The organism is Pseudomonas multiresinivorans, from assembly GCF_012971725.1.
In the GTDB taxonomy this organism is placed as follows: domain Bacteria; phylum Pseudomonadota; class Gammaproteobacteria; order Pseudomonadales; family Pseudomonadaceae; genus Pseudomonas; species Pseudomonas multiresinivorans.
In genome coordinates, this window is the sequence record NZ_CP048833.1 from 1,882,339 (window position 1) to 1,896,046 (window position 13,708).

General features: G+C 65.6%; 19 protein-coding genes. 9 read left to right on the forward strand and 10 right to left on the reverse strand.

The genetic code is table 11. The features are described 5' to 3' along the window. Positions 1–2: 2 nt before the first annotated feature. The 6 genes from G4G71_RS08630 to folM form a co-directional block, all read right to left on the reverse strand. Positions 3–779 carry an ABC transporter substrate-binding protein gene (locus G4G71_RS08630; protein ID WP_169936829.1) on the reverse strand — a complete coding sequence of 259 codons (777 nt, stop codon included), beginning with the start codon at positions 777–779 and terminating at the stop codon, positions 3–5. 188 nt (positions 780–967) lie between these two features. Then, positions 968–1,306: a HopJ type III effector protein gene (locus G4G71_RS08635; RefSeq protein ID WP_024762690.1), complete on the reverse strand. Its 339-nt coding sequence runs from the start codon at positions 1,304–1,306 to the stop codon at positions 968–970. 12 nt (positions 1,307–1,318) lie between these two features. After that, positions 1,319–1,630: a DUF1244 domain-containing protein gene (locus tag G4G71_RS08640; RefSeq protein WP_054908682.1), complete on the reverse strand. Its 312-nt coding sequence runs from the start codon at positions 1,628–1,630 to the stop codon at positions 1,319–1,321. Between the two features lie 126 nt (positions 1,631–1,756). Then, entirely contained in the window at positions 1,757–2,128 is a 372-nt protein-coding gene (gene folX / locus G4G71_RS08645; RefSeq protein ID WP_081516251.1) for a dihydroneopterin triphosphate 2'-epimerase, read from the reverse strand. Position 2,129: 1 nt separating this feature from the next. Then, complete coding sequence (folE, locus tag G4G71_RS08650; RefSeq protein ID WP_054908683.1) at positions 2,130–2,690, reverse strand: GTP cyclohydrolase I FolE; 561 nt, start codon at positions 2,688–2,690, stop codon at positions 2,130–2,132. Positions 2,691–2,722: 32 nt separating this feature from the next. Next, positions 2,723–3,448, reverse strand: coding sequence for a dihydromonapterin reductase (gene folM, locus G4G71_RS08655; protein WP_169936831.1), 726 nt, complete (start codon positions 3,446–3,448; stop codon positions 2,723–2,725). A 144-nt stretch (positions 3,449–3,592) separates the two neighbouring features. Here folM and G4G71_RS08660 point away from each other — a divergent pair, with 144 nt between their 5' ends. Further along, entirely contained in the window at positions 3,593–4,048 is a 456-nt protein-coding gene (locus G4G71_RS08660) for a flavodoxin (RefSeq protein WP_169936833.1), read from the forward strand. Continuing rightward, positions 4,048–4,518, forward strand: coding sequence for a cupin domain-containing protein (locus G4G71_RS08665; RefSeq protein WP_169936835.1), 471 nt, complete (start codon positions 4,048–4,050; stop codon positions 4,516–4,518). Before G4G71_RS08660 ends, G4G71_RS08665 begins: the two co-directional genes overlap by 1 nt. Before the next feature lie 79 nt (positions 4,519–4,597). Here the strand turns inward: G4G71_RS08665 and G4G71_RS08670 are convergent, their stop codons facing one another. Then, positions 4,598–5,485, reverse strand: coding sequence for a LysR family transcriptional regulator (locus G4G71_RS08670; RefSeq protein WP_169936837.1), 888 nt, complete (start codon positions 5,483–5,485; stop codon positions 4,598–4,600). Between the two features lie 113 nt (positions 5,486–5,598). Here G4G71_RS08670 and G4G71_RS08675 point away from each other — a divergent pair, with 113 nt between their 5' ends. Together G4G71_RS08675 and G4G71_RS08680 are read left to right on the forward strand one after the other, a co-directional pair. Next, positions 5,599–5,976: a CidA/LrgA family protein gene (locus tag G4G71_RS08675; RefSeq protein WP_169936839.1), complete on the forward strand. Its 378-nt coding sequence runs from the start codon at positions 5,599–5,601 to the stop codon at positions 5,974–5,976. Next, positions 5,963–6,649 (forward strand): LrgB family protein, encoded by a 687-nt coding sequence (locus tag G4G71_RS08680; RefSeq protein ID WP_064979867.1) that lies wholly within the window; start codon positions 5,963–5,965, stop codon positions 6,647–6,649. The genes G4G71_RS08675 and G4G71_RS08680 overlap by 14 nt, the downstream gene beginning before the upstream one ends. 3 nt (positions 6,650–6,652) lie before the next feature. On the opposite strand, the gene G4G71_RS08685 is transcribed toward G4G71_RS08680, so the two are convergent. Continuing rightward, the gene (locus G4G71_RS08685; RefSeq protein WP_024762698.1) at positions 6,653–7,366 is read right to left on the reverse strand and encodes a WbqC family protein; all 714 of its coding nucleotides are present in this window, start codon (positions 7,364–7,366) and stop codon (positions 6,653–6,655) included. Positions 7,367–7,788: 422 nt separating this feature from the next. Here G4G71_RS08685 and G4G71_RS08690 point away from each other — a divergent pair, with 422 nt between their 5' ends. From G4G71_RS08690 to G4G71_RS08710, 5 genes are all read left to right on the forward strand, one after another. Continuing rightward, a complete protein-coding gene (locus G4G71_RS08690; RefSeq protein WP_024762699.1) occupies positions 7,789–8,571 on the forward strand; it encodes a class II aldolase/adducin family protein in 783 nt (260 codons plus the stop codon). Next, positions 8,571–9,449 carry an alpha/beta fold hydrolase gene (locus G4G71_RS08695; RefSeq protein ID WP_169936841.1) on the forward strand — a complete coding sequence of 293 codons (879 nt, stop codon included), beginning with the start codon at positions 8,571–8,573 and terminating at the stop codon, positions 9,447–9,449. Before G4G71_RS08690 ends, G4G71_RS08695 begins: the two co-directional genes overlap by 1 nt. Before the next feature lie 99 nt (positions 9,450–9,548). Next, on the forward strand, positions 9,549–9,842 hold the full coding sequence (locus tag G4G71_RS08700; protein WP_169936843.1) for a hypothetical protein: 294 nt from the start codon (positions 9,549–9,551) through the stop codon (positions 9,840–9,842). A gap of 112 nt (positions 9,843–9,954) precedes the next feature. Continuing rightward, the gene (locus tag G4G71_RS08705; RefSeq protein ID WP_169936845.1) at positions 9,955–10,866 is read left to right on the forward strand and encodes an SDR family oxidoreductase; all 912 of its coding nucleotides are present in this window, start codon (positions 9,955–9,957) and stop codon (positions 10,864–10,866) included. 124 nt (positions 10,867–10,990) lie between these two features. Next, positions 10,991–11,758: a crotonase/enoyl-CoA hydratase family protein gene (locus G4G71_RS08710; protein WP_169936847.1), complete on the forward strand. Its 768-nt coding sequence runs from the start codon at positions 10,991–10,993 to the stop codon at positions 11,756–11,758. Between the two features lie 108 nt (positions 11,759–11,866). Here the strand turns inward: G4G71_RS08710 and G4G71_RS08715 are convergent, their stop codons facing one another. Next, on the reverse strand, positions 11,867–12,214 hold the full coding sequence (locus tag G4G71_RS08715) for a cupin domain-containing protein (protein ID WP_045210828.1): 348 nt from the start codon (positions 12,212–12,214) through the stop codon (positions 11,867–11,869). A gap of 46 nt (positions 12,215–12,260) precedes the next feature. Then, entirely contained in the window at positions 12,261–13,682 is a 1,422-nt protein-coding gene (locus tag G4G71_RS08720) for an NAD(P)/FAD-dependent oxidoreductase (protein ID WP_054910122.1), read from the reverse strand. Between the last annotated feature and the right edge of the window lie 26 nt (positions 13,683–13,708).

Here is a 13,708-nt window from a genome sequence, read left to right on the forward strand (position 1 = left end):
CTTCAACGGATGTCGGTGCCCAGCCATTTCTCGCTGATGCCCTTGTAGCTGCCGTCCTTGTCGAGATCGGCGAGTGCCGCGTTGATCGCCGCCTTCAGCTCCGGGTTGTCCTTGCGCACGGCGATGCCCATCTTTTCAGGGTAAAGCAGCTCGCCGGCCGGACGGGCATTGAGGTTGCGGTCGTGGATGGTCAGCAGGCCGGCGATCTTGTCGGTGACGAAGCCGTCGATGCGCTTGTTCTGCAGGTCCAGGAGGATGTCCGGCAGGCCCTTGTAGGTTTTCAGCGTGACGTTGGGCTTGTGCTCGCGCAGCCAGCTTTCGTAGGTCTCGCCCAGGGTAATGCCGATGACCTTGCCGTCCATCTCGTCGATGCTCTGCAGCGGGCTGTCCTTGCGCACGAACAGCTGCGCGCCGGAGAGGTAGTAGGGCTCGGAGAAGTCGACGGCCTTCAGGCGTTCGTCGGTGATCGCCAGGCTGCCGATGATGGCGTCGTACTTGCCGGCGAGCAGGCCGCCGACAATGCCGTCCCAGGCGGTGGTCACCGGCTTGGCCGTCACGCCCAGGCGTCGGGCGATGCCATCGCCGATGTCGACGTCGAAGCCCTGCAGCTTGCCGTCGATGTCGATGAAGCTGAAGGGCGGGTATTTGCCGGTGAGGGCGAAGCTGAGTTCGCCTTTCTGCTTGATGCCATCGAGGTCGCCGGCCTGGGCGGCAAGCGGGGTGAGACAGGCGGATGCCAGCAGCAGGCAACCGGCCAGGGCGCGCATTGTTCTTGTCATTGGCGGAGCTCCCGGTAGTCAAGTGAAGTCGCCGGGGAGTGTTCCAATCGCCTGTTTTCGCGTCAATCTATGTTGTTTTTCAATCACATGAGTCGTTTGGCTAAGCACCCGCGGCGTTGAGCCGCTGCGTTCTTCCCGCCCAAGAAAAAGCCCCGCATCGGCGGGGCTTTTTCATCGAGCGAGTCGCCTCAACCGCGACGCGACAGCGGCTGGCGCTCGAAGTTGACGCCGGCCAGGCCAGTTACCTGCAGGGCGCGGATGTTGGCGTGATCGGTGCCTTCGGGGTGCTCGCGCACGGCGCGGTAGTGCTCGCCGAACGCCAGCAGGCTCTCTTCCTGGCTCAGGCCTTCGAGAATGGCGAAGCCCAGGGTCTTGCAGGAGCCTTCGTTCTGCCCGGCGGGGTTTTCCACGCTGCCGTTGGTGAAGGCGCTGGGGCTGTAGCTGTAGTGCTCGGCGATGTACGCCAGGGTGTCGGTGAACAGGTGCTGCTCGCTGCGCAGGCGCACGCGAAAATCGGTGAGGGTCATCAAGGCAAACTCTTAGTGTTTCTTCGCGTTATCGAAGGCCGTCTGCTGGGCAGGGGTCGCTTCCGTCTGGTACTTGGCCTTCCATTCGGCGTAAGGCATGCCGTAGATCTCTTCGCGGGCCTGGTCCGGGCTGACTTCCAGGCCCATGTCGTCGGCCGCTGCCTTGTACCACTTGGACAGGCAGTTGCGACAGAACCCGGCAAGATTCATCAGATCGATGTTCTGCACGTCCTTGCGGGTACGCAGGTGCTGCACCAGGGTGCGGAACGCGGCGGCTTCGAGCGCCGTGCGCTGCTCGTCGGTCAGGTTCATCGGCTCGGTCATGGCAGGTCTCTCAACAAAGGCGCTTCAGAGGCGCATGGCGGGGCTGGCGAGATTCTAAGAGGCGGGCGATCTGCCAGCAACGCCCGTTGGCCGACTGGCACGGGCGTGCAGGTGCTTGGTTGGCCTTCAGCGTTGCGCGGCGAGGGCGATGGACACCGATTCGGCGAAGCGCAGGGCGTGGGGCTTGTCCACTTCCACTTCGGCGTAATGTACCGCCGGGTTGGCCATCACCAGGTCGAGCAGCTCCTGGGTGAGGCGCTCGAGCAGGGCGAAGCGGTTTTCCTCGACGTGGGCAATGATCGCCTTGGTGATGGTGCGGTAGTTCAGCGCGTGGTCGATGTCGTTGACCTGCACCGCGTCGCCGGCCGGGTAGAGGATGGTGAGGTTGATCAGCACATCCTGCTTGTTGAGGATTTCCTCTTCCTTGATGCCGATGTAGGTGCGTACGCGCAGGTCCTTGACCCGGATCCGCGCCATGCCCGGCTGCAGTTGCGTCATTTCACTTGCTCCGTCCGATCAGTTGCAGGAATTCCTGGCGGGTATTGGTCGATTCGCGGAAGGCGCCGAGCATCACCGAGGTGTTCATCACCGAGTTCTGCTTCTCCACCCCGCGCATCATCATGCACATGTGCTGCGCTTCGATCACCACGGCCACGCCGGCGGCGCTGGTGACCTGCTGGACCGCCTCGGCGATCTGCCGGGTCAGGCTTTCCTGGATCTGCAGGCGGCGCGCGAACATGTCAACGATGCGCGCCACTTTCGACAGGCCCAGCACCTTGCCGGTGGGAATGTACGCCACATGGGCCTTGCCGATGAAGGGCAGCAGGTGATGTTCGCACAGCGAGTAGAGCTCGATGTCCTTGACGATGACCATTTCGTCATTGTCCGAGGCGAACAGCGCGCCGTTGACGATCTCGTCCAGCGTCTGCGCGTAGCCGTGGCAGAGGTACTGCATGGCCTTGGCCGCGCGCTTGGGGGTGTCCAGCAGGCCCTCGCGGGTCGGGTCTTCGCCGAGCCCGAGGAGAATCTCACGGTAGTGGTGAGACAGGTCTTCGATCATGGTGGGAGTTCCTCGTGCCCGCACCGGGCGGGTCATTTGAGGTGCCGGCCGCCGTTGACGGTCAGGGTGGTGCCGGTCACGTAGGGGCTGTCGAGCAGGTAGCGCACGCTCTGGTAGATCACGTCCGGGCCGGGCTCGATGCCCATGGCGGATTTCGCCAGGGTGCGGGCGCGGTACTCGGCGTCGTCGCCGGGATTGAACATGATCAGTGCCGGCGCGATGCCGTTGACCTTGATGCGCGGTGCGAGGCTGGCGGCGAAGGACAGGGTGAGGTTGTCCAGGCCGGCCTTGCTGGCGCAGTAGGCGATGCGGTTGGCGCTGCCCTTGCGGGCGACGTCGTCGCTGAGGTGGATGATGTCGGCCGGGGCGCTGCGCCCGGCGGCGTCGCGCTCGAGCAGTTCAGCGCAGCGCAGGTTGATCAGGTAGGGCGCGAGCATGTGCACGCGGAACAGCGATTCGAAGGCCTGCGCCTCTTCGCCGGGCTGCTCGGCGATCCACGCCGAGGCGTTGTGGATGATCGCGCGCAGTCGGTCGGTACGGGATTTCAGCTCGTCGATGAAGGCCAGGATGCCGGCCTCGTCGGCCAGTTCGGCGTGCAGGCAGGTGGCGCCCAGTTCGCACAGCTCGGCGATGCCGGGTTTTTCCTGGCGATAGGTCGCGATGACCGGCTGGCCGTCTTGCAGCAGGCGTTTCGCGCAATGCAGGCCGATGCGCTGGCTGGCGCCGGTGATCAGGATGGGGGCTGGGGTCTGGCCCATGCGCGCCTCGCGAAAATCCACAGGGGAAGCGCCGCGGTGGACAATGTCCGAGCGGCCGGGTAGGGCAAAACTATACCAGCCCCGGCGCGGTGCGGCACGGATGGGGCATAATGGGCGGCCTTGTCTTGCCTTGTGGGAGTGAACATGAAAGTCGCCATCCTGTCCGGATCGGTCTACGGCACCGCCGAAGAAGTCGCCCGTCACGCCAAGCGTTTGCTCGAAGCCGCCGGCCTCGAAGCCTGGTACGACCCGCGCGCCACACTGGACGCCATGGTCGAGTTCGCTCCCGAAGCTTTCCTGGTGGTGACCGCCACCACCGGCATGGGCGATCTGCCGGACAGTTTCCAGCCGCTGTTCCATGCCATCCGTGATCGCCTGCCCGCGCAATGGCGCGGTTGCCCCGGCGGCGTGCTGGCGCTGGGCGATTCCAGCTATGGCGACACCTACTGCGGTGGTGGCGAGCAGGTGCGTGAACTGTTCGTCGAGCTGGGCGTACGGGAAGTGGTGCCGATGCTGCGCCTGGACGGCAGCGAGACCGTGGACCAGGAGACCGACTCCGAGCCGTGGCTGGCCGACTTCATCGCCGCGCTGAAGGCCTGATGCATCCCCGCGCTCGCCAGCTCATCGACACGCTGCAGCTCGCCCCGCACCCCGAGGGCGGCTTCTACCGGCGTGTGTTCGAGTCCGGGCTGAAGGGCGCCGATGGCCGGCCGCAATCGTCGGCCATCCTGTTCCTCCTGCCGGCGGGAACCGTCAGCCGCTGGCACCGCGTGGATGCCGACGAGCTCTGGCACTTCCACGAGGGCTCGCCACTGGAGTTGCTGATCGCCGACGCTCCGGAGTCCGCCGTGCGCATCGAAACGCTCGGCCCGGTGGGCGAGGGCAGTCTGCCGCAACGTGCTGTGCCCGCTTACGCCTGGCAGGCCGCGCGCTGCCTGGGGGATTACGTGCTGGTGGGGTGTACCGTGTCGCCGGCGTTCGAGTTCGCAGGGTTCCAGTTGCTTGCCGATGATGAGCAGGCGCAGCGGGAATGGCCGAAGCTGGCCGGCGAGTTTCCGCAACTGCTCTGAAGAGCTTCGCGAGCAAGCTCGCTCCTACAGGTCTGTGCCGCGCGCTCTTCGTAGGAGCGAGCTTGCTCGCGAACCGGTTTCACTCCGGATGCAACGGCATCTCGATCATCAGCGCCAGCCAGGCCTTCGCTGCGTTCGACAAGTAGGCGTCGCGCCGCCAGATGAAACTGATGTCCCAGCGCAGGTCCGGTTGGCTCAGCAGTACGCGGACCAGACCGGGCCGCTCCAGGTCCTTCGCTACCACGCGAGGCAGCAGTACCGCGCCCTGGCCGGCAGCGACCAATGCGCCGAGGAAGTCCGCCTGTCCGCTGCGCCCCCCTTCTTTCGGTTCGAATCCGGCTTCGCGGCAGGCGCGCAGCAGACGGTCGTTGAGGGTGAAGCTCTGCTGATAGAGCAGGAAGGGCGTGTCGGACAGTTCCACCAGCTCCAGGCTTTCCCGCGTTGCCAGCGGATGATCGGCCGGCAAAAGGACGTCCAGGGGCTCGTTGCAGAACGGCTGCCAGTCGAAGCCGGGCTCGTCCGGCGTGAGGCCGCCGCCCAGTTCCAGTTCGCCGCTACGGACCATTTCCTCCATGGTCTTGCTGCCGCCCTCGATCAGGTGCACGTCGATGTTCGGGTAGCGCCGCCGGTACTCGGCGAAGCGCCCGGCGAACAGCGCGTCGGCGCCCAGCAGCGGTAACCCAAGGCGCAGCTCGCCGCGGTGCAGGTGGGTGAGGTCGTCCAGCTCGGTATGCAGCTCGCGGCGCAGGCGCAACATGTCTTCGGCGCGGCGCAGTACCACTTCGCCGGCGGCCGTCAGGCGGATGTGCGGGCCGCTGCGCTCCAGCAGTTGTACGCGCAGGCTCTGCTCCAGCTGCGCGACTTGTTTGCTGACCGCCGACTGGCTGGCGTTCAGGTGCACCGCCGCCTGGGTGAAACTGCCGTGGCGCACGACTTCGGCGAAGGTGCGCAGCTGCTTGAATTCCATTCTGGAATGGCTCCGATTCGATCTATTCGCTTTGGGGATGATAGGCGCGGGAGTAGGCTTTGCGCCATTCCCAACCGATTTCTTCACCCACTCAACGCATTGAGATCGCCGCCATGTTCCGCCGCGCCGCCCGCCTGATTTTCGAACTCGCCGTCCTCGCCGCCTTCTGGTGGGTGGGGGGCTGGATCGCCACGCTCACCGGGCTGCCGCTACCCGGCGGGGTGATCGGCCTGGCACTGCTGCTGGTGCTGTTCGCCTGCGGGGCGATCCGCCCGACGCTGTTGCAGGGCGGCGCAGGCCTGTTGCTGGCGGAGATGCTGCTGTTCTTCATCCCCGCGCTGATGAGCCTGCTGGATTATGGCCCGCTGCTGCGCAGCGAAGGCTGGAAGATTCTGCTGGTGATCACCGCCAGTACCGTGATGGTGATGCTCTCCACTGCCCTGGCGGTGGAATGGATGTGCAACAGGAGTTCGCGCCATGAGCCTCGATAAGCAGGCGCTGTTCTGGTTGGCCGTGACCCTGGGCGGCTACCTGCTCAGCCGTACCCTCTACCGCCGTTTCCAGCAGTACTGGCTGTCGCCCATCGTGTTCGTGCCGGTGCTGCTGTTCGCCCTGGCGATCCCGATGCAGGCCCGTTACGCCGACTACGCCCGTGACACCAGCTGGCTGGTGGCGCTGCTCGGCCCGGCTACCGTGGCGTTCGCCATTCCGATCTGGCAGCAGCGCGCCTTGCTTGCGCGCCATTGGCCGGCGCTGCTGACCGGCATGCTGGCCGGCTCGACCATGGCCATCGGCAGCTCCTGGGCGCTGGCCCACGCGCTGGCGCTGGATGGCCAGGTGACGCTGTCGCTGATTCCGCGCTCGATCACCACGCCCTTTGCCATGGAGATGTCCCACGACCTGGGCGGCGTGCCGGCGCTGACTGCCGCTTTCGTGATGATCACTGGGGTATTCGGTGCGCTGATCGGCGGCGTATTGATGAAGATGCTGCACCTGCGCTCCGCCCTGGCTCGTGGCGCGCTGCTGGGCGTTGGCGCCCACGGCGCGGGCACCAGTCGGGCTTACGAGTTCGGTGGTGAGGAAGGTTCGGCGGCGGGGCTGCTGATGGTGCTGACCGGGCTGTTCAACCTGCTGATGGCCCCGGTCCTGGCCTGGTGCCTGTAGGGCTCAGCTGAGCTCGTAGGCATCGAGCATGCGCGAGGTGTCGGCGGGGGAGTTGAACATCATCACGTCGATGATCGACAGGCCGGCCTCGAAGGTCGGCCGCTTCTGTTCGTAGGGCACCAGCTTGGGCTCCTGGAAGCGCAGCGTCAGCCCGGCGGCGTCGTACTTGCGGCGGTCGAAGAAGCTCTGCCCACCCGGCGGGTTCCAGTATTCCTCCACGCTGCCCAGTGCCTTGCAGATGTTCAGCGCCCATTCGTCCGGCGCTTTCGGGCGCTCCATCGGCAGGTCCATGCGCGAAAGGACCGGCATCTGCCGGGGGAAGCCCAGGTAGGCGCAGGTCGCCTCCAGGGTGGTCTTGTTCAGCGAGACGATGTCCTCGAACGGATGGTCCAGGGAGGCGGCGATCATCTCCCGCACATCGCGGTAGTAAGGGGCCACCTTGCGGTACACGTCCAACTGCGAGAACAGGCTGCGCCGCCAGTCCTGGCTGTTGTCCAGGCGCACGTCCTTGATCAGTGTCTCGCGGTGGTGCTTGATCCGCGGCACGCGGATGTACAGCCAGCCGTCCTGCTGCTTGAGGATGCGGTTGCGCTCGATCCAGCCGTGATGGATGTACTGCACGGTGTCGAACAGGACGAACAGGTCGGTGTGCTTGATCAGGCTGAAGTAGCCCAGGTAAGGAAAGAAGTAGGGCTGCATGATGGCGGTTCGTTTCACGTCGGCTGCCTCGTTGGCCGAACTGGAGTCTCCTCCCGACTCCCAGGTACTACTGCGGAATGTTGCCAAAGATATTGCGAAATGTTTCCAGGTAGGCCGCAAGCGCCGGATAAGGCGTCGGGGGCAGGGCGCTAAACAGGCACGCTTCCGCCAGCCCGGACGTGCGATCTGGCTGCCGCACTGTCTGGATAGCGCCTTTGGAAGGAGTTGCCGGCGCGCCGGGTCCAGCTGGCGCCGCTCAGTGCAACTTCGCCCACTATAGGTGGTGAGACTCGCTGCGCAAGGCGGCTCATCGGTCCGCGCTTATGGGGGAACATTCGCCAGACAGTGACAGAGGCAACTGTCAGTTCCGTGACAGTCGCTTCGCCGTGCTGCTGACTAGACTGCGCCATCGAACAACAACAACGAAGAGGCTACCGACCATGCACGCCGCTCATCCGCTGCCCACCGTGAACGTCAAGGACCAGGTCTCCGCCGCCGAATGGCAGACCCGCGTGGACCTCGCCGCCTGCTACCGCCTGATCGCCCTGCAGGGCTGGGACGACCTGATCTTTACCCATATCTCGGCCAAGGTCCCCGGCACCGAGGATTTCCTGATCAACCCCTACGGCATGATGTTCCACGAGATCACCGCGTCGAGCCTGGTGAAGGTGGATGCCTCGGGCAAGAAGCTGATGGACAGCCCCTACGACATCAACCCGGCCGGCTACACCATCCACAGCGCCATCCATGATGTACGCCACGACGTCGCCTGCGTCCTGCATACCCATACCGCTGCCGGTATCGCCGTGTCCGCGCAGAAGCAGGGCCTGCTGCCGATTTCCCAGCAGTCGCTGTTCGTCCTCTCCAGCCTCGCCTACCACGGCTACGAAGGTGTTGCGCTGAACCATGACGAGAAGGCGCGCCTGCAGGCCGACCTGGGCGAAGCCAACTTCATGATCCTGCCCAACCACGGTCTGCTGACCTGCTCCGCGACCATTGCCGATACCTTCCTGATGATGTTCACCCTGCAGCGCGCCTGCGAGATCCAGGTGCTGGCCCAGGGCGGCGGCGCCGAGCTGATCATGATCCCGCAGCAGATCCTCGATGGCGCCCGCGCCATGGCTGCAGCCGTCACCAAGAGCAAGCAGGGCATGGGCGGCGCGCTGGCCTGGCCGGCACTGCTGCGCAAGCTGGACCTGCAGAACCCCGGCTACCGCGACTGATGGCGCTGGCCGGCATCACCCTGCGCGCCTGGCGCGCGCAGGGCTGCGACTTTACCTTCCGTGGCCACCCGATTCGCTACTGGAGTGCCGGCAGCGGCGCTCCGCTGCTGTTGATCCACGGATTCCCCACGGCATCCTGGGACTGGCACTACCTCTGGCAGCCACTGGCCGAGCGCTACCGGGTTATCGCCTGCGACATGCTCGGCTTCGGCGACTCCGCCAAACCCAGGGGCCACGACTACCGCATCCTCGAACAGGCCGACCTGCAGCAGGCGCTGCTGGAGCACCTGGGTGTGCAGGAACCGGTGCACCTGCTGGTACACGACTACGGCAACAGCGTCGGCCAGGAGCTGCTGGCGCGGCACGAGGAGGGCGCTTTCAAGCTGGCTTCGCTGGCCTTCCTCAATGGCGGGCTGTTCCCGGAGACCCATCGTGCGGTGTTGTCGCAGAAGCTGCTGCTGAGTCCGCTGGGTTCACTGTTCGGCCGGCTGTTCGACCGCAAGCGCTTGGCGCAGAACTTCGCCAAGGTGTTCGGCCCTGGCACCCAACCGTCCGAAGCGGAGCTGGACAGCTTCTGGGAGCTGATCCGCCACAACGACGGGCCGAAGGTGATGCACCGGTTGATCCACTACATCCTCGACCGCCGCGAGCATCGCGAGCGTTGGGTCGGGGCGATGCAGCGTACCGAAGTGCCGCTGCGGCTGATCGACGGCCCGGAGGACCCGATCTCCGGCGCGCACATGGTGGTGCGCTATCGCGAACTGATACCGCGCCCTGATACGGTGGAGTTGCCCGGGATCGGCCATTACCCGCAGGTCGAGGCGCCGGAGCAGGTACTGCAGCACTACCTGGCCTTCCGACAGGATCGTGCCGAGTAGGTACGGACTGATCCGCCCGCAGATTCGGAACTGGCTGATAGGCAGCCTCTGAGTGGCAGCGGTAGCTTCCCCGGCTTTGTTCCGCCGGAGGCCGCTGCCATGCCACTCAGATCCGTCATTCCCGTCCGCCAGCCGCAAGGCTCGCTGCGCTATCGGGTGTTGCTGCACATGCGCCAGGATTTCATCTGGATCGCCATTCCGCTGCTGTTGCTGCTGCTGGCGGCCGGCGCGGCCGGCTGTTACTACGCCTGGCTCCTGCAGCACTGGGCGCCTGCTGCTGGCGCTGCGTTGGCGCTGCTTGCGGCGGTGGGGCTGGTGTTGTTCTGGAGCGAATACGACTGGTGGCTGTTCAAGCTCGGCCCGCGCGGCAATCTGAACATGCCCATGCGCTGACGGATCATCCCCTGGCCTTATCGGGCACCATTCAGCCGCGGTCGTCTTGGTTGTGACCGGATCGTGACTGCCGGACACTTGATGAAAAACCATCCTGTCTGGAGCCCCAAACATGAGTGATGCCCTGCACTTCGACGGAAAAGTCGTGATCGTTACCGGCGCCGGTGGCGGCATCGGCCGTGCCCACGCCCTGCTGTTCGCCAAGTACGGCGCCAAGGTGGTGGTAAACGACCTGGGCGGCAGCACCCATGGCGAAGGCGCCAATGCCTCGGCCGCCGACCGGGTGGTCGCTGAAATCCGCGAGGCTGGTGGCACCGCCATCGCCAACCACGACTCGGTGACCGACGGCGAGAAGATCGTGCGCCAGGCCGTCGAGGAATTCGGCCGCATCGACGTGGTGGTGAACAACGCAGGCATCCTGCGCGACAAGACTTTCCACAAGATGGAAGACGCCGACTGGGACCTGGTCTACAAGGTCCACGTCGAGGGCGCCTACAAGGTGACCCGTGCCGCCTGGCCGTTCATGCGCGAGCAGGGCTATGGCCGGGTGATCTTCACCTCGTCCACCTCCGGCATCTACGGCAACTTCGGCCAGAGCAACTACGGCATGGCCAAGCTCGGTCTCTACGGCCTGACCCGCAACCTGGCCATCGAAGGCCGCAAGAACAGCATCTTCGTCAACGCGATCGCCCCCACTGGCGGCACCCGCATGACTGAAGGCCTGATCCCGCCGCAGGTGTTCGAGCAGCTCAAGCCCGAGCTGGTCAGCCCGCTGGTGGTGTACCTGGGCAGCGAGGCCTGCCAGGAAACCTCCGGCCTGTTCGAAGTAGGTGGCGGCTGGATCGGCAAGGTGCGCTGGGAGCGCAGCCTGGGCGTGGGCTTCGACCCGCGCAAGGGCTTCAGCGTCGAGGACGTGGCGGCCAATTTTGCGCAGATCTGCGACTTCGAGAATGCCGCGCATCCGAAGGACAACGTCGAGGCGCTGCGCGAAATGATGGCGAACCTGCAGAAATACGTCAGCTGATCCGGTCAGCCTGACCGGCGGAACGGCCAGCGGGGCTGTTCCGGGGCGGTGAACGCAGTAAGGTGAAAGGGCCGGCTCAATGCCGGCCCTTCACTTTTCCGCTTCCAGGTTCGAGGAGTTCGCCATGAGCGTGATAATCCAGAAGAACGGTCCGGTGACCACCCTGGTCATCGCCCGCCCTGCGGTGCGTAACGCCGTGGACCTGCCCACTGCCCAGGCGTTGGCCGATGCCCTGCGCGAGTTCGAACAGGACGAGGAAGCCCGCGTCGCGGTGCTCACCGGTGCCGGCGGGAACTTCTGTGCCGGCGCTGATCTGGGGGCATTGGCGGAGGGCGGCGAACGGCGCAACCGGCTGGAGACTGAAGGCGACGCACCCATGGGGCCGAGCCGGATGCAGTTGTCCAAGCCGTTGATCGCAGCCATCGAGGGCTACGCCGTGGCTGGCGGCCTGGAGCTGGCGCTGCTGGCGGACTTGCGGGTGATGGCCGAGGACGCGGTCTGCGGAGTCTTCTGCCGACGCTTCGGCGTGCCGCTGATCGATGGCGGCACTGTGCGTTTGCCACGGATCGTCGGCCAGGGCAGGGCGCTGGACCTGATTCTCACCGGCCGCCCGGTAGGCGCACAGGAAGCCTTCGCCATGGGCCTGGCCAACCGCGTGGTGGCCAGCGGCACGGCGCTGGAGGCGGCGGAAGAGCTGGCGCGGGAGATCGCCGACTTTCCGCAGCGTTGCATGCTGGCCGATCGGGCTAGCGTGTTCGCGCAATGGGAGCTGTCGTTCGACGTGGCGTTGGCCAACGAATTCCAGGGTGGAATGGCGGTGATCGAAAGCGGTGAGACGGTAGACGGGGCGAAGCGGTTTGCCGGTGGGCAAGGGCGGCACGGGGAGTTTTGATCGAAGTGACGTTGTGACCGTAGGAGCGAGCTTGCTCGCGAATTTGCCCAGCGCTGGCGCTGCCAGTGAATCTGGTTCGCGAGCAAGCTCGCTCCTACGAAGAGCAGGTCAATCGCGCTCGATGATCACGTAGGTCTTGCGCGTGGTTTCCTGGATGTCCCAGATACCGAGGCTGTTCTGCGGCAGCAGGAAGGCGTCGCCGGCCTGGAAGGCGATCGGCTCGCCGCCGTCCGGGGTGAAGGTGCCGCGGCCGGAGATGAAGTGGCAGAACTCCTGCTCGACGATCTGGCGGCGCCAGCGGCCGGGGGTGCATTCCCAGATGCCGGTTTCCACGCCGTCCGGACGCTCGATGGACTCCACGCGGGTCTCGGAAATCGGCTCGCCCAGGGGCACGGCGACCGGGTTGGCTTCACCGAGTTGAGCGTGCAGGGTGTCTTTCAGGTGGGTCAGTTTCATACGGGGCTCCAGTGGGGGCTTTCTATCCAGGGGTAGGGCCGGCGGCTCAGCCGACCTTCCAGGTCATCAGGTTTTCCATGGTCGCGGCGACCTTCTCCGCCAGCCGGCGGCGCCAGGGCGCGCTGTTCGGGTTGGCCAGCACATCGTCCTCGTGGACGAAGCTGCGGATGATGGCGTTGTAGCCCAGCCAGCGGCAGGGTTCCGGCTCCCAGCCGCGCAGGCCGTCCTGCACGCTGCGGTCATTGATGACCCAAGGCTGGCGGGTGAGGGCGCTGTCCTGGCCGAGGATCAGGTCGGCCAGCGTGCGGCCGCCCAGGTTGGTGGCGCCGACGCCTTCACCGCCGTAGCCGCCGGCGAGGGCGATGCCGTTGCGACGGTCGATCAGCATGTGCGGGTGGAAGCGCCGCGACATGCCCAGGTTGCCGCCCCAGGTGTGGGTGATGCGTACGTCCTTCAATTGCGGGAACAGTTCGCTGAACAGGTAGCGGCGCAGCTCCACTTCATCATTGGTCAGGCTGAAGTCGTTGCGCAACTTGCCGCCGAAGCGGTAGCCGCCACGGGCGCCGAAGGCCAGGCGGTTATCCGGGGTGCGCTGGCCATAGGTGACCTGGCGGCTGAATTCGCTGAAGGCCTGGCCCTTGTCCAGGCCGATTTCCGCCCAGACCGATTCGGGTAGCGGCTCGGTGGCTACCAGCAGGCTCTGCACCGGTAGCTGGTAGTTGCCCAGCGGGGGCAGGTCGGCGGCGTAGCCTTCGATGGCCGGCACCACCCATTGCGCCTTCAGTTCACCCTGTTCGGTACGCAGCAGGCCGGGTGCCCAATGCGTGACGCGGCTCTTCTCGAAAATCTGCGTACCCTGGCGCTCAACCGCGCGGGCCAGACCGCGTACCAGCTTGGCCGGGTCGATGGTGGCGCAGTGCGGAGTGTGGATGGCGCCCAGCGCACTGGGAATGCGCAGCTGTTCGGCCAGCTCGCTCTTGCTCAGCCAGCGGTAGTCGTCCTCGGTCAGGCCTTCGCTGTGCAGATGCTTGAGGTAGTCGCGCAGACGGGTTTCCTGCTCCGGGTAGCGCGCGGCGGTGTAGAGCACGCCAGCCTTGCGGTAGTCGCAGTCGATGCCTTCGCGGTCGAGGACGCGGGCCACTTCATCGGGGATGTCGTGCAGCAGGTCGTAGGACGCGCGGCGCTGCTCGGGCGACAGGCCGGCGAGCAGGCGGTCTTCGCCGAGCATGTTGCCCATCAGCCAGCCGCCGTTACGACCGGATGCGCCGAAGCCGGCGGTCTCTGCCTCGACGATGGCGATCTTCAGCTGCGGCGCGCGCAGCTTCAGGTAATAGGCAGTCCACAAACCGGTGTAACCGGCGCCGGCGATGGCCACATCGACGTCCAGGGTGCCCTGCAGGGATGGCCGCGGGACGAGATCATCGTCCAGCTGGTTCATCCACAGACTGATATGACGCCATGCCGACATAGACGACTCCAAAAGGAAGAAGGGGG

What these genes read in the sequence shown, in the direction of transcription:
- G4G71_RS08630 (WP_169936829.1), bottom strand. Translation starts at nt 779, where the DNA reads ATGACAAGAACAATGCGCGCCCTGGCCGGTTGCCTGCTGCTGGCATCC.
- G4G71_RS08635 (WP_024762690.1), bottom strand. Translation starts at nt 1,306, where the DNA reads ATGACCCTCACCGATTTTCGCGTGCGCCTGCGCAGCGAGCAGCACCTG.
- G4G71_RS08640 (WP_054908682.1), bottom strand. Translation starts at nt 1,630, where the DNA reads ATGACCGAGCCGATGAACCTGACCGACGAGCAGCGCACGGCGCTCGAA.
- folX (WP_081516251.1), bottom strand. Translation starts at nt 2,128, where the DNA reads ATGACGCAACTGCAGCCGGGCATGGCGCGGATCCGGGTCAAGGACCTG.
- folE (WP_054908683.1), bottom strand. Translation starts at nt 2,690, where the DNA reads ATGATCGAAGACCTGTCTCACCACTACCGTGAGATTCTCCTCGGGCTC.
- folM (WP_169936831.1), bottom strand. Translation starts at nt 3,448, where the DNA reads ATGGGCCAGACCCCAGCCCCCATCCTGATCACCGGCGCCAGCCAGCGC.
- G4G71_RS08660 (WP_169936833.1), top strand. Translation starts at nt 3,593, where the DNA reads ATGAAAGTCGCCATCCTGTCCGGATCGGTCTACGGCACCGCCGAAGAA.
- G4G71_RS08665 (WP_169936835.1), top strand. Translation starts at nt 4,048, where the DNA reads ATGCATCCCCGCGCTCGCCAGCTCATCGACACGCTGCAGCTCGCCCCG.
- G4G71_RS08670 (WP_169936837.1), bottom strand. Translation starts at nt 5,485, where the DNA reads ATGGAATTCAAGCAGCTGCGCACCTTCGCCGAAGTCGTGCGCCACGGC.
- G4G71_RS08675 (WP_169936839.1), top strand. Translation starts at nt 5,599, where the DNA reads ATGTTCCGCCGCGCCGCCCGCCTGATTTTCGAACTCGCCGTCCTCGCC.
- G4G71_RS08680 (WP_064979867.1), top strand. Translation starts at nt 5,963, where the DNA reads ATGAGCCTCGATAAGCAGGCGCTGTTCTGGTTGGCCGTGACCCTGGGC.
- G4G71_RS08690 (WP_024762699.1), top strand. Translation starts at nt 7,789, where the DNA reads ATGCACGCCGCTCATCCGCTGCCCACCGTGAACGTCAAGGACCAGGTC.
- G4G71_RS08695 (WP_169936841.1), top strand. Translation starts at nt 8,571, where the DNA reads ATGGCGCTGGCCGGCATCACCCTGCGCGCCTGGCGCGCGCAGGGCTGC.
- G4G71_RS08700 (WP_169936843.1), top strand. Translation starts at nt 9,549, where the DNA reads ATGCCACTCAGATCCGTCATTCCCGTCCGCCAGCCGCAAGGCTCGCTG.
- G4G71_RS08705 (WP_169936845.1), top strand. Translation starts at nt 9,955, where the DNA reads ATGAGTGATGCCCTGCACTTCGACGGAAAAGTCGTGATCGTTACCGGC.
- G4G71_RS08710 (WP_169936847.1), top strand. Translation starts at nt 10,991, where the DNA reads ATGAGCGTGATAATCCAGAAGAACGGTCCGGTGACCACCCTGGTCATC.
- G4G71_RS08715 (WP_045210828.1), bottom strand. Translation starts at nt 12,214, where the DNA reads ATGAAACTGACCCACCTGAAAGACACCCTGCACGCTCAACTCGGTGAA.
- G4G71_RS08720 (WP_054910122.1), bottom strand. Translation starts at nt 13,682, where the DNA reads ATGTCGGCATGGCGTCATATCAGTCTGTGGATGAACCAGCTGGACGAT.